Origin of the sequence: Streptomyces dengpaensis, assembly GCF_002946835.1 — a bacterium.
In the GTDB taxonomy this organism is placed as follows: domain Bacteria; phylum Actinomycetota; class Actinomycetes; order Streptomycetales; family Streptomycetaceae; genus Streptomyces; species Streptomyces dengpaensis.
On record NZ_CP026652.1, the window covers coordinates 2,867,494 to 2,881,590 of the forward strand.

8 protein-coding genes are annotated in these 14,097 nt (G+C 72.0%); all 8 read right to left on the minus strand.

Features of this window, described 5'->3' with window-relative positions:
- Positions 1–67: 67 nt before the first annotated feature.
- Positions 68–3,004, minus strand: coding sequence for an FxSxx-COOH system tetratricopeptide repeat protein (gene fxsT, locus C4B68_RS12970; RefSeq protein ID WP_240634696.1), 2,937 nt, complete (start codon positions 3,002–3,004; stop codon positions 68–70).
- A gap of 518 nt (positions 3,005–3,522) precedes the next feature.
- Positions 3,523–4,821, minus strand: a complete 1,299-nt coding sequence (locus tag C4B68_RS12975) for a CHAT domain-containing protein (protein WP_240634334.1) — start codon at positions 4,819–4,821, stop codon at positions 3,523–3,525.
- Between the two features lie 56 nt (positions 4,822–4,877).
- Entirely contained in the window at positions 4,878–6,659 is a 1,782-nt protein-coding gene (locus C4B68_RS12980; RefSeq protein WP_099499862.1) for a magnesium chelatase, read from the minus strand.
- A 9-nt stretch (positions 6,660–6,668) separates the two neighbouring features.
- A complete protein-coding gene (locus tag C4B68_RS12985) occupies positions 6,669–7,628 on the minus strand; it encodes an AAA family ATPase (protein ID WP_240634335.1) in 960 nt (319 codons plus the stop codon).
- Positions 7,625–8,017, minus strand: coding sequence for a CU044_2847 family protein (locus C4B68_RS12990; RefSeq protein ID WP_240634337.1), 393 nt, complete (start codon positions 8,015–8,017; stop codon positions 7,625–7,627). Before C4B68_RS12990 ends, C4B68_RS12985 begins: the two co-directional genes overlap by 4 nt.
- 119 nt (positions 8,018–8,136) lie before the next feature.
- Entirely contained in the window at positions 8,137–11,148 is a 3,012-nt protein-coding gene (gene fxsT, locus C4B68_RS12995; protein WP_099499861.1) for an FxSxx-COOH system tetratricopeptide repeat protein, read from the minus strand.
- Between the two features lie 164 nt (positions 11,149–11,312).
- Complete coding sequence (locus C4B68_RS13000) at positions 11,313–12,836, minus strand: aKG-HExxH-type peptide beta-hydroxylase (protein WP_099500026.1); 1,524 nt, start codon at positions 12,834–12,836, stop codon at positions 11,313–11,315.
- Positions 12,836–14,053 (minus strand): FxsB family cyclophane-forming radical SAM/SPASM peptide maturase, encoded by a 1,218-nt coding sequence (locus C4B68_RS13005; protein ID WP_373682185.1) that lies wholly within the window; start codon positions 14,051–14,053, stop codon positions 12,836–12,838. The genes C4B68_RS13000 and C4B68_RS13005 overlap by 1 nt, the downstream gene beginning before the upstream one ends.
- Positions 14,054–14,097: the final 44 nt, after the last annotated feature.

Here is a 14,097-nt window from a genome sequence, read left to right on the forward strand (position 1 = left end):
GGCACGGCAGCACCGTAGGGGCCCGGCCCCAGGTCTTCGGACTTGGGGCCGGGCCCTTCGGCTTCTGTCAGGTTGTCTGGGGTTCGAAGTCCCAGGAGGGGCGTTGGCGGTTCCGGGCGTCCCGTGTGCGGGGGTGGTGGGGGCCGAGGGTCGCTGTCAGACCGTCCAGGGCGATGTTCTCCACCCGCTCGGCGTCCTGACGCTTGCCGGTGGCCCGCAAGTCGGCGGCCTGCGCGATGCGCGCGGACAGGGTCAGTGGATGCAGGGGGCCAAGGGCCTCGACGGCTCGGTCCGCGGTGTCCAGGCTGATCAAGAGGGCCGCTCGGGGGCCATCCGCGAGGGAGCGCCCGGCGGAGGCGTTGAGGGCGCAGCCGAGCGTCCACGGGTGGTCGGCTCCCACCGCCCGCTCCATGACGGCCAACGCGTGGTCGGCCAGGGCATGAAACTCCTCTCCTTCGCCCACCGCACGCAGGATCAGGGCCTGGTTGGAGTGGGCCCCGGCTACGTACGGATGCGCGGGGCCGAGCATCCGCTCGTAGCGGGCGACAACCGACTCCCCGGCCTCCCGCGCCTCGGCGAGATCCCCGTGATCCCGTGCGAAACAGCTGCGGATGGCGGAGAAGATCAGGCTCAAAGGGTCGTCCCCTCCGACAACCCGCTCGCCGCGTTCGCGGATGGAGGCGAACAGGGCATCGGCCTCGGTGAACTCCCCCGCCTGGTAATGGCACATGGCCAGGTTGTGCTCGGCCTGCAGGGTCTGGGGGTGATCGCGGCCCATCTGCGCACGGTGGCGTTCCACGCAGCGCTCCTGAACGGACAGGGCCTCCCGCACCTGCCCCAGCAGGCGGAGATCGATCGCGTAGGACGTCTCGGAGAGAAGTGTCCACGGGTGACGGGGGCCCAGGACCCGGTCGCGGGCGTGCAAGGTGCTCCGGTCGGTGTCCCGCGCGCCGTCGTAGTCGCCGAGCAAGCGCAGCGACACGGCCAGGTTGTTCCGCGCCGCGAGGGCGGCCGGGTGGTTCTCGTCGCCCATGAGCTCCGCGTAGGCGTCGTACACCTCCCGCGACAGGCCGTACGCCTCCTCGTAACGCCCCAGCGCCCGCAGGTCCGCGGCGAGGCCGCTCGCGGCTCTCAGGTATGGCCGCAGACGATCCCCTCGTCCGGCGATCCGGTGACGCTCGGCCGCGGCGCGGCTGACGGCCTCGCTGTGCCGGTAGTCGCCGACCGCGCGCAGCAGGTTGGCGTAGTGGTGGCCGAGGTCCCACAGGCTGGAATCGTCGGAGTCGAGATGGGCCTCCCAGACGGGGATGGCCTGTTCGGCGAGGCGGAGACCAGTGCCGTACTCCCCGGCGAGGTAGAGGTGGCGCAGGCAGTCCACGACGAGGGTCCGCACGGCCGGGGCGGTGTCCCGCAGGGCGTTCGCGTACTCCAGGTGCGGAACGATCTCGGCGTAGGCGGGCCATGTCTCCGGGTCGCCCGGCGTGGCGGGGGCTGCGGCGGCGAGCGCGGCGCGGGCCGCGGCGGCGCATTCCTCGGCGGCCTCGCCCGGCATGTCCTGGCGGATGATCTGGTGCACCATGCGGTGCAGGTACAGGGCCGTCTCCCGTGACTCCAGCCGGACCACGGAGTACTGGGCCAGCCGCCGAACCGTCCTGTCCCACAGCTCCGGGTCGTCGATCAGCCCGGCCAGGGGCTCCGGTCGTTGGTCCTCCGGTACGCCCCTGAGAAGACGTACGGGGATCGAGCCCGGTGCGAAGAACGCGCACAGGCGGAGCAGATCGACGGACTCGGGAGCGATCTCGCGCAGTCTGTTCAGCAGGATCGCCCAGGCGGTCCGAAACGCGACGGGAAAGGCCGCGGAGACCGCGACGACGTCGTCCCCGGTGCCGCGTTTCAGCAGGGCGATGTACTCCTGGACGGGCATGTCGGAGTCGCTCAGCCAGCCGGCCGTCTGGTCGAGCAGGAGGGGCAGGTCTTCCAGGGCTTCGGCGAGCTGGTCCGCCTCGTCCTCGGTGAGTCGGGGGGCGCGGCGGCGGATGAAGGCGATGGACTCGCCGCGTTGGTAGAGCGGGACTTCGCTCAGGGCGGCATCGTGGCGCGCCCAGTCGGAGTTGCGGGTGGTCATCAGGACATGACCGGTCCCGGTCGGCAGGGTGTCGGCGATGATGTCGGGGTCATCCGCGCCGTCCACGACGAGCAGCCAGCGCCGGTACGGCTCGCCGCGCCGCAGCGCATGGTGCACGGCGCGGATGCGTTCGCCGTACTCTTGACGGGTCCTCAGGCCCAGTGCCGGGGCGAGTTCGGCGAGACGCTCGCGGAAGGTGGCGCGCCCGTCGGCGCTCACCCACCAGATGACGTCGTACTCGTTGGCGAACCGGTGGGCGTACTCGGCGGCCACCTGCGTCTTGCCCACACCTGACATGCCATGCAGCGCCACCACGCCGGATTCCGTGTCGTCGAGCAGCTGGCGCACGTTGCTGAGCAGCGCCTCACGACCGGTGAAACGGCTGTTGCGGCGCGGCACCCCGCCCCACACCTCGGGGGGGTCGTTGGGGAAGCGGACACGAGGTCGACCGCTCTCGTCCGGCACGGGCCCGGTCGGCAGACCCAGGCGGACCAGCAGACGTCGCTCGGCCTCCCGGGCGTCGACGCCGTACAGGTCGGCGGGTTCGAGTGCGGCGGTCATGGAAGGCAGGGGCGACGAGGTGATGCTGACCGCCGCGAAGCGGTCGGCGTTCGGGAGGACGACCTCACGCAGGGCCGTGTTCCAGTCGTCGTCACTGCCCGGGCCAGGCTGGAAGTACCAGTGGCTGAGGACCAAGAGCGCCGTCCCCGGCGGCAGGAGGAGGTCGCGCAGCTCGTCCGCCATCGGCCTGCCCGCCAGCGGTTCCCAGCGCAGCGGCGTCACGACCAGGCCGCGCCGCTCCAGCCGGTCCGCGATCCACGCGGCCCAGGCCCGGTTGCATCCGGCGTAACTGATGATGACGACCGGGCGGCCGGTCAGCGGTGGGCTGAGCACCGGCCGGGTGGTGACGTCGGCCGGCCGCTCGGGAGCGTGCTCCAGCGGCTGCGGCCGGTACGGTGCGGGCCGGGCAGCCCGGGCGCGCACGACCTCCGCGAGCTGTGCCGCCGGGGCCCGCCCCGGCTCCCGTTCCCGGATCTCCGAACGCAGCTCGGCCTTGCGGACGGGCACGCCCCACTGGTTGCTGACCGTCAGCCACAGCGCGGCGGGGCCAGGGATGGTGCCCGCGGAGACGCGGAAGGCGGCCGGGCCGTAGGTGCCGCCGAAGCGGTGCAGGACCACGCTGGGGTCGTCGAGGGCCGTGCAGATGAAATGCGGGGAGCCGTCGAGGGCGACGGTGAAGGTGAACTCCTCGTCGGGATAAGGCCATTCGGGCCCACCGTCTCCTGCGGTCAGCGGTCCGCGCAGGTCGACGGTGACGAGGTAGTCGCAGTCCGTCTCGGCGCGGTGCGGCCAGGCGACGACGGGTTCGATGAGGAGGGGGCGTTCTTCGGGGGTGGTCACCGGGCTCCCCCTTCGCGGGCCGTGAGCCGGAGTGTGGTCAGCGGGTGCCCGTAGTAGTGGAACATGAACGCGTACAGCAGCCGCAGGACCCGTTTCTGGCCCGGCTCGTCGACCCTGCCGTCGTCGTCGCGGATCGGCGGGACGGCGGACGGCGGGCCGAACTCCGCGGCGGCGTGGGCCCGGAAGGACAGCAGGGTCCGGGAGACCGGGCTGTGCGGGTGTTCGGCCACCTGCTCGACGAGACCACGGACCAGCGCGCGTGCCTCCTTGTCTCCGACCTGACCCGTCGTGACGATGCAGCCGCCGGCCCCTTTGCGCAGGAAGAGTTCAGCGAAGCCGCGGAGCGCCTGCTCGCCCTGGGCTCTGTTGAGGACGGCGCGCCCGGAGTGGCAGGCATTGAGGCAGACCAGGGAGCGGTCGGTGCGCAGGGCGCCCATGGTCTGGCCGTTCAGTTCGGCCCAGGTGCGGTTGCCGAGGGTGAGGCGCGGGACGCTGTCGCCGTAGGTGCCGTGGCAGCCCATGTAGACGAGGCCGGTGGGCTCGCCGGGGGTGTCGAGGGCCTGGAGGAACGCGGTCATCCTGGCGTGGAGTTGGTGGGCGTAAGGCCGGAAGACGTGTCCGTCGTCGGCCATCTCATGGTGGAGGTAACCGAGCACGCGGCCACGGCAGTCCGTGGTCTCGCGGGGCAGGTCGTGCTTGCTGTCGTGGACGGTCGTCCACCGGGACATCACGACCTGCGCGCCCAGCCATGCCTCGTGAAACCCCCGCTGAGGGTCGGCCGGCAGCAGGAAGAGCTCCCAGGGGAGTTCGTACCCCGTGTCGTCCCACACGAGGAGCCGCAGGTCGGAGCCGTGTCGGGCGCGGATGCGGTTGAACCAGTCGCCGAGCTCGCGCTGGTTGCGTGACCACAGATGGATGCCGTGCAGGATGTCGGCGGGGTACTCGCCCTTGCGGTGGAGGTTGCCCAGGCCCACTCCGGGGGCGCTCAGGCGGGGAGACTCGGCCGCGCCGCGGACCGTGAGGTCGCCGCACCAGCCGGTCACGCGGTAGGCGTCGCGCCCCGCGCTGTCCTGGACCCGTACGACGTAGAGCACGGCGTCCCCGTCCTGGAGGCGCTGATACGGGTGGGCCGCGGCGCCTCCGACACCGGACGCGGCCTCGCGCGGCTGCCGGAGGTTGCGCAGGGAGGCAGGGGCACGGCGGGCCGCTTCCTTCAGTCCCGGCAGCGCCGCCCGGCGCGCCATGGCTCCCGTCCCGGACAGCCACCGGGCTCCGTGCTGCGCCTCAGCGCCCATGGCGGCGCCGCTCCTCGACGATGCCGGCTCCCGTGACCGCACGGTCCTCGACGGCTTCAGCTCCCATGGTCGCCCCGTCCTTCGACGACCATGGCTCCGAGCGTCTCCGCCAGCGCGAACGGCAGCTCCCCGTACGGCCGTCGGGCCGCGTCGACGACCGCCACGCGCAGCCTGCCGCGATCCAGTGCGGCGATCGGGGCGGCCGCGGTGAGGCTGTCCTCGATACCCCGGGCGGCCACGGGTCCGTGCAGGCGGCCGGTGTGGCTGGCCCGCAGCGGAACATTGCCGCGGCCGTCGGTCACCACGACGAGCCAGGCCTCCGCGAGGGCGCTGCCCTGTCGGCGGAACGCCTGGCGCATTGTCCGAGCCGCCTGTTCGATGCCGTGGGCCAGCGGAGTGGCCCTCCCCCTGGGCCGGTACAGGGCGGTCATCAGGCGTGGGTCGAGCACACCGCGCGCGGCGAAGGACTCGGCCCGCAGTTCGTCCGCCGCGTCGGCGCCGCCGACCTCGATGACGTGGAGGGCCGCGCGCGCGGTGTAGGCCCACTGGAGGAACGGGGTGAGGGCGTCCTGCCAGTCCCAGTCGCCGCGGCACGTGTGGTCGAGGAGGAGGGTGAGCAGGCGTTCGGGGGCGGGGGCGCGGAGGTTGCTGTGCAGGTCGACGGGTGCGACGGTGAAGTCCTCGTAGCCCCGGATCCGTTGGTGCACGGCGGCCTCCCGCACGGTGCGCAGCAGCGCGAGGTCCCGCAGATCGTGCGCCCGGCGGGTGCCCACGACCGCGCCGCGTGCCGAGGCGGGCCCGGAGCGCCGCTGCCAGGGGTTGCGCAGCGGCATGAACTCGCGCAGGGCCACGGCGTCGTCCTCCGGGTACGGCATGCCGAGCGGGGCACCCGGCGCGGAGCCGACCCCCTCGGCGGGCCCGGACGCAAGCAGCGGCTGCTCCTCCTCCGGGCGGCGGCGCCTGTTGCTCCGGCCCCCTCGGCGGCCGGTGTCGCCGGGATGCGGCAGCGGTGCGGGCAGCGGGCCGGGCTCCCCGCTGTCGGGACGGTCCGCGGACGGTGCCGGTTCGGTGACACGCAGCCCGATGAGTCGCGCCGCGTCCTCGCAGTGCGCGGCCGTCACCTCCCGCTGCCCGCCGAGGGTGGCGAGCGCCCGCGCGAGCCGCGCCAGGGCCAGGCTTCTGCGCGGTCCTGCTCCCGGTCCGAGGATCTCCTGTACGCGGGTGACGGCTTCCTCCGTGGTGGCGGCGAACGCCCCAAGCGGTGCGGCCGAATCCGACGACAGGCCTTCCGGCACCGTACGCAGCCCGGGCACCGCGAGCCGCAGCGCGAACCGGTCGAGGAGGTGTGGGGTCACCCGGCCCGAGTCCTCCGAGCGGCACACCGCGAGCCAGCGAGCGCGTGGCCGGTCCACGAGCCGCAGCCCCGGCTGTTCGACGCAGACGACGTCGGCGCCGATGAGCTGCACGGCGGCCCGCATCCCGGCGACACTGAGGTGCGCCAGGTCCGGCACGACGGCCAGGGGCGGCGGGCCGGCACCGGCGACGAGAGGGCCGGGGGCGACGGTGAACGCAATTCCGTCGCGGTGCCGTTCGAGCCGCGAGGTGACCCACAGATCCTCGTCACGGGTGGCGGCGCCGAGCGGGATGCGGGCGGCGGGCGGTCCGGCCGGGCCGCCGAGGATCGCTGTGAAGAGGCCTGCGACGGGCCGGATCAGTCGCGGCTCCAGGTCGAAGAGCAGCACGCCGGAGAGGGCCGGGTCGAGGGCGGCGCACCGGAAGGCGCGCTCCAGCCGCCGCGCGTCGTCGGGCGGTTCGAGGGCCGGGGTCGAGGTGGTCATGGGGCGGGCTCAGCCTGCATCGAAGAGGTCCTTGATCCGGGCATGGTCGTCGGGCCCCCAGTCGAACGTGCCGCCGTGGGCCGCCTCGGGCCTGCGATGACGCAGGGCGGGCGGCAGGACCCGGAGCAGGTGCCGCGGCTCTACGCGCTCGGCACCTTCCAGGGCGGCGAGGGCGCGGGCGGCATGGGTGGCGACGATCTCGCCGCGCTGTCCCACGGCGTCGAGCCGCCCGGCCGCCTCGGCGCACAGCCGCAGGACGGGGTCGGGGACGTCGACCTGTGCGAAGCGCTCCCGGGCGGCTCGAAGACGGTCGCGCACGGCGGCGTTGTCCCGTTCGGCATCCGTCAGCCACTCCGAGGTGTCCCGGGCCCGTGCTTCCTCGAAGGCGAGGACGGTACGGATCATGCGGTGCCGGGCGTCCGTGTCCAGGTCCGCGGCGGTGACCATGAGCCCGAAGCGGTCCAGCAACTGGGGCCGCAGCCCGCCCTCTTCCGGGTTCATGGTGCCGACAAGACCGAAGTCGAGTTGCCTGGCGGCGGCCAGCCCCTCGCGCTGCACGGACAGCTGGCCGGTCGAGACGACGTCGAGGATGATGTTGACGACATGGTCGTCGAGGAGGTTCACCTCATCGACGTAGAGGATTCCCTTGTCGTGCGCCTCCTCAAGGAGCCCGGGCTGTTCCAGCGTCTCGCCGCGCATCAGGGCGTCGAGCCGCCAGCCTCCGACGACCCGGTCGTCGGTGGCGTTGATGGGCAGGGTGACCGGTAGCTCGCCGTGCGCCATCAGGGCGAAGGCGCGGACGAGCGTCGACTTGGCGGTGCCGCGCTGCCCGGCCATGAGCACGCCGCCGATGCCCGGCGCCACATGGTTGAGCTCCAGGGCCAGCTTCAGGTCGTCCTGTCCCACGACACGGCTGTACGGGAGGATCGACGCGCCGGGGCGCCCCGCCTCGGGTGCCGTGCCGCTCACGAGGCGCCCCCGGTCGCGCCCCCTGCCGCGTCCGGAGGGCCGGAGGTCTGCCAACGGAGGGTGATCTGCAGCTGGGCCTCGGCCCCGCTCTTGACCAGGGCCGCCACTCCCGCGTCGACCTTGATGGAGAGCTGCATCTCGATCTCGTCGGGCCGCAGACCCGCTTCCAGCTCCTCGAACCTCCGTACGGCCTGTGCTGCGCACCGGCGTGCCAGGTCCAGTCCGTCGGTGTAGGCGTCGCGGGCGACCTCCACGACACGCCGGGCGGCTCCTGCCCTGGTGGCCTCGTCGCCGTAGACGAGGTCGAGGCCGTCGAGGGCGGCCGGGTCCAGATCCGTGTCGACTTCGACGGGGATGGGTCCGTCCGCACCCGCCGGAACGGGCCCCACTAAGATCACCACGCGTCCCCCCGGTCCAACTCTCTTGTAATATTCAGCAGTTGAGAGAGACCTGGGTCCTTCCCCGGTGAGCGAGCGGTTATGCGCACCGGGGATCTTCCGGGACGGCGTCAGGTCGCCTGGGGTTCGAAGTCCCAGTAGGGACGGTTACGGGAACGGGCCGAGATGGTGTGGACATGCTGGGGCCCGAGCGTGGCGGCCAGGTCGGACAGGGCCTCCTCTTCGACCTTCTCGGCCTGCTGACGGTCCCTCAGGCCACGGAGGTCGGCCGCGTGGGCGATACGGGCGGACAGAGTCAGAGGGTGGGTGCGCCCGAGCGTTTCGGTGGCCCGGGTGATCGTGATCCTGCTGAGTTCGGCCGCGGACTCGGTGTCTCCGACGAGATTGCGCAGGGCGGAGGCGTTGATGGCGCAGCCCAGGGCGTAGGAGTGGTTCTCCCCCACGACCGTGGTCATGTCGGCCATCGCCTGCTCCATCAGTGCGTGGGCGTACTCGCGCTCGCCCACGCTCCGCAGGATCAGCGCGTGATTGGCATGGGCTCCGGCGATGAACGGGTGCCCGTCGGTGAGCATCGCCTCGTAGCGCGCGATGATGGATTCGGCCGCCTCCCGCGCCTGGTCGATGTCACCGTGTTCGCGTGCGAAGCAGCTCTGGCTGACGGCGGCGGCCAGAGTCTGCGGGTCGGTCTCGCCCAGCTTGCGCTCGTATCGCTCCAGCACTCGGGAGAAGAGCGGGCCCGCCGTGGCCCGGTCGCCACTGCGGTACTGGCACAACGCCAGGTTGTGCTCGGCGCGCAGGGTCTGCGGATTGTCCGGCCCCATCACGATGCGGTGCTCACGTACGTTCTTCGCCTGGACCGATTCGGCCTCGCTGTAGCGGCCCAGCAGACGCAGATCTATGGCGTAGGAGACCTCCGAGAAGAGGGTCCACGGGTGCCGCCCCCGCAACAGCTGCCGCCGCGCCTCCAGTGTCCGCCGGTCGATGTCCAGTGCCTCCGTGTAGCGACCGAGCAACCGCAGGGAGAATCCAAGGTTGTTCCGAGCGCTGAGGGTCCGTGAGTCCTGCTCGCCGAGAAGGTGGCTGTAGGTCCCGACCAGCCGCTCGTACAGTTCCAGCGCCTCCTCGTAGCGGCCGAGGCCCCACAGGTCGGCACCCAGACCGTTGACCGCGCGCAGGTGGTCCAGGTCCTCTTCCCCGCGCTGCTCTCGCAGATGCTCGACAGCCGCACGCTCGATGGCCTCCGTGCGCCGGTACTCACCGGCCGAGCGCAGCAGGTTGGCGTAGTGGTGGGTCAGCTCCCAGATCCGCGGATGGGCCTCGCCCAGCAGCGGCTTCCACGCCGCCATCGCGCGCTCACCCAGCTTGACTCCCGTCGTGTACTCGCCGGTGAGCCACATGTAGCGAAGGCAGTTGAGGACCATGTTCTGGACCGCCCGGTCCTCGCTCATGAGGACGTCCGCGTACTTCAGATGCGGCACGATCTCGGCGTACGCGTCCCACAGCCGGGTATCGGTGGGGCGCCCGGGGTCGGCCGCCGCCAGCGCGCGACGCACCACGCCCATGAACTCCTGCCGGTCCTCCGCCGGCATGTCCTTGTGCACGATCTGGTGCACCATGCGGTGCAGATAGAGCGCCTCACCCGAGGACGCCGGGTCGTCCGCCGGTGTCTCGTGGGACTCCAGGCGGACCACGGAGTACTGGCGCAGCTGGTTGATCGCCTTGTTCCACAGCAGCGGGTCGTTGAGCAGCCCCGCGACCTGCTCGGGCAGCTCGTCGTGCGGCATCTCCTTCAGAAGCCGTACGGGGATGAAACCGGGCGCGAAGAACGTGCACAGCCGCAGCAGGTCGACCGACTCCGGGACCGTGTCACGCAGCTTGTTCAGGAGTATCGACCAGGCCGTCTGGAACGCCAGCGGGAAGTCCGCGGAGACCTTGACCACGTCCTGGTCGATGCCGCCCTCCAGGAGGGCGATGTAATCCTCGACGGACAGGTCGGAATCATTCAGCCAGCCGGCGGTCTGGTCCAGCAGCAGCGGAAGGTCCTCCAGGGCATCCGCCAGCTGGTCGGCCTCCGCCTCCGTCAGCCGCGGCGCCCGGCGCCTGATGAACGCGACCGACTCGTCGCGGTCGTAGACCGGTACTTCCAGCAGCTTGCTGTTGTGTTCGTTCCACTCCGGGTTGCGCGAGGTGATCAGCACATGGCCCGGGCCCGTGGGCACCAGGTCCCAGATCTGGTCCGGCTCGTCGGCACCGTCCAGGATCAGCAGCCAGCGGGAGTACGGATCTCCACGGCGCAGCGAATCCCGTACGGCGCGCAGTCGTTCGCCGTATTCGGCGCCTGTCTGGAGCCCCAACTGCGGTGCCAGTTCGGCCAGTCGGCGCCGATAGGTGACACGCTTCTCGGAGTTGACCCACCACACGACGTCGTACTCGGAGCCGAACCGGTAGACATACTCGGCCGCGAGCTGCGTCTTGCCCACACCCGACATGCCGTGCAGGGTGACCACGCCCGCGCCCTGCTCGGCACCCTGCAGCAGATGGTAGGCGTCGTTGAGCAGGTGCTCGCGTCCGGTGAAACGGGTGTTGCGGCGGGGCACGCCACCCCACACCTCGGGCATGGCCGCGGGGAAACGCGGCCCGCGCCGCCCGCCGTCCGGGGGCTCGGGCAATGGGTCACCGGGCAGGTCAAGCCGGTCCAGCAGCCGCCGCTCGGCCTCGTCGGCGCCCACATTGGTGAGGTCCGTCGCCGCGAGCATCGCGGTCGCGGAGGGAACCGACGCCGTGGTGACCGAGACGGCCGCGAAACGCGACGGGTCAGGTGCCACGACTTCGCGCAGAGCCGCGTTCCACTCCTCGTGGGTGCGGGGACCCAATTGGAAGTACCACTCGCTGACGATGACAAGGATCCGACCCTCTGTGCGCTTCAGATCCCCTAGCAGATCCACGAGCGGGGTCTCCGCGGGCGAATCCCATCGCATGTACACGACACGGAGGCCTCGCCGCTCCAGTCGGTCCCCGATCCAGGCCGCCCAAGCCCGGTTGAACCCGGCGAAACTGATCGTGACAGTCTGCCTTAAGGCCCCCCTGTCGGTTGGCCCGACCGGTGTACGAACTCCAGACATGCAGCGGCCTCCCCGCACATAATTTTAGAACCAGGGCGCGGCGCCGCGATAGGCAGAGACGGGTTCCGATCGCCGACGCTCGCGGTTCGCATCCTTTCCCGCAAACGCGACGATCACCACGCCACAGCGCAACGATCTTCACCTCGATCGGCATCTCCGTCACGCTACTGGCGCAACTCGGCCGCATGACGTTGCAGCCACAGCGCACGGGCGGCCCTCACGTGTTCGTGGGCCCTGACGGCGTGGTCGCGCGGAGCGGGCTGCTCGGCCATTCGCTCGTACACGGCGACCATCCCGTCCACGAACTGCCGTCCACGTGAGGTGAGATCGCTCGATCCTACGAGGGCCGGCAGCACCGCGCCGATCTGTTCGCGGTAGCGGGCGTGCTGCGCCCACGCGGACTCGCGGTGTGCGGGGTTCGCGTCGGCGAGCGCGTGGCGCTGGAAGAAGTCGGCGAGTGCCAGGTGCGAGTAGGCGCCCTGCAGCAAGCCGTCGTACGGGCGCGGATCAGGCCTCCACGGTGCGAAATATCGTGCGGCGCCGTTCGCATGGTGGAGCGTCACCATCTCACTGAGTGCGGTGAGTTTGGTGTGCTGCAGTTCGTGGACCAGGGTGGCGGCGAAGCCGACGGGGGTGGGCGGGGTGCTGCTGAGGACGGCACCGAACGCCTCCCTCCGCGTGGCGCTGCACCCCCCGGTGGCCCGGCCGTCCGCTGCCGCACCGCCGGGGGGCACTGCCAGGGGAACCAGGCATCGCAACAGAGCCACCGCCTCCGCGACCCTCTGCGCGCCGCCGAGCCGCAGTGCCGCGGCGGTGCCCGACCACGATTGCAGCCAGCGTTTGCGTTCCGGGTCGTCAAGCGTGACCGGGCCGCTCAGTGCGTGGTGGCGGGGGCCTCCGCGCACGGTGCGGTACGGGTCCAGGTCGTCCAGCGGCATGGGCGCGCCACCGGGCAGCAGGCCAGGCAGGGCGTACGCGGGCGTCCAGGCGGGAGCGGAGGACCAGGCGCCGATTCCACTCTCCAGGTGGACCACGACGTCAGCCGCGCCCTTCTGCCGAAGCGTCAGCCGGCCACGCCGGTGAACGACGTCGACCGGGGCGTTCCCGAGCCCGGCACCACGCAGCGCCCCGAGGGAAGGCAGGGTGAGTACTCCCTCGGTGGCGGTCAGCCGTACGGCGAAGCAGATCCCGCCACGGGCGGCGGCCACCGCGGCGATCGCACTGAAGTGGGCCAGGTCCTGGCTCAGTTCGCGCGACTGCCGCTCTGTGCGGGGGCCGGCTTCCGTGTCCAGCCCGCGCAGAGCGCGCCTGGTCCACGGCCCGGTCAAGGGGTGGAGCAGGCGGGCCCGGGCGGGTGACAGCCGGGTGTGCGTCGCGCTTCCTCCACCTGCGACGGCCGGCTGGCCCGTTGGTACGGGCAAGCCATGCCCCGGGCCGCGGCCGGCGGATTCGACACCCGTCGGCATCGCCCTGTCCGCCTCCACCAACATCTCCCAGTCCGCCCCCACACGCCTGCGCGCCGCGGCGGAACACACCGCCGCGTCCGCCGCGTCCGCCGCGTCGAGCACGGCGCGCAGCAGCAGCAGACGTCGCGTGTCCTGGTCGCGCACCAGGTGCGCGAGGGTCTCGGGACCGCCTTCCGTGCGGCCGAGTTCGGTCAGGGCCCGGTCCGGGACCGCCGGCAGGATCACGGGGTGCCTCCTTCGAGAGAGGCAGGGACGGGTGTGGCGGCCCCGGCGAGCCGTCCCGCCACGTGGTGGATGAAGCGCTGGAGGTCCGCGCAGTAGACGGAGGGGTTCGCGAAGCCGTGGCCGGCGCGGTAGCGGTGGGCGTAGTGGCCGCCGCCGCAGACGGAGAGCAGCGGGCAGGCCCGGCAGCGCGCGGCCAGCGACGCGGCGCCCGCCTGCCGGGCCGCGACACCGGGGTGGCGCAGCGCCTCGTCGAAGCCGTGGCGGAAGACGTCGAGGCCGGTCTCCGCCGCCCCCTCGTAACAGGACTTCAGGGAATCCACCTGCTCGATCGACCCGTCCGTCTCGACGACCACCGCGTCGAACGGGGCCAGCCCCAGCGACTCGGTGGCGGCGGGCAGCCCGTACAGCAGGGCGAGGCACTCCTCGAAGAGCCGTACCCGTGTCTCCCGCCGTCCGGCATGCCACCAGCGGTCGAAGACGGCGCACAGCCAGTCCCCGTACGGGGTTCCGGCGCCGTCGCCATGCGGCGGAGGGGCCGACCAGTTGCCGTGCGGCAGCAGCAGGTCGAGGGCCGGTGGCCGCAGGGCGAGCAGGGACTCGTACAGCTCGACCGGGTCGGTCGTGGGGTCCACGACCGTGAGGATCCCGGCGTACGCCCCGGGAAAGCGGTCGGCGATCAGGCGCGCGCCGCGCGAGGCGGCGGGCCAGGACGGGCGTCCCGCGCGATCGGTGCGCAGCGTGTTGTGCGCGGGCAGGCCGCCGTCGAGGCTGATGCCGACGCGGATGCCGTGCCGGGCCAGGACGGCGAGCCGCTTCTCGGTGAGCAGGGTGGCGTTGGTCTGGACGGTGGCGTGGACCGTGCAGGAATCCGGGACCCGGTCGCGTACGAGACCGGTGAAGCGGGCGAGCGTGTCCACGCCCGCGAGCAGAGGTTCGCCGCCGTGCAGGACGAGGGAGAGCGCCGTCATGCCGTGGACGCGCGCGTGTTCGCCGATCCGCAGCGCGGTGTGGGCCAGCACGCCGGGCGGCGCGGCGGCCGGGCGCGTGCGCCAGGTGTGATCGGGGCCTTCGTAGAGGTAGCAGTAGCGGCAGGCGAGGTTGCAGCGCCCGTGCACCTTGACGATGAACTGCCGGAAGGGGAAGGGCGGTTCAGGGGCCAGCGGGTCGCGGTCGGAGTGCCGGACAGTGGTCGCGGAGGTCACCTCTTCAGACACTCCGGCACCCCCATGGTGTACGGCCCGCGATCCCTGCGGTACGG

What these genes read in the sequence shown, in the direction of transcription:
- C4B68_RS12975 (WP_240634334.1), bottom strand. Translation starts at nt 4,821, where the DNA reads ATGGGCGCTGAGGCGCAGCACGGAGCCCGGTGGCTGTCCGGGACGGGA.
- C4B68_RS12980 (WP_099499862.1), bottom strand. Translation starts at nt 6,659, where the DNA reads ATGACCACCTCGACCCCGGCCCTCGAACCGCCCGACGACGCGCGGCGG.
- fxsT (WP_099499861.1), bottom strand. Translation starts at nt 11,148, where the DNA reads ATGTCTGGAGTTCGTACACCGGTCGGGCCAACCGACAGGGGGGCCTTA.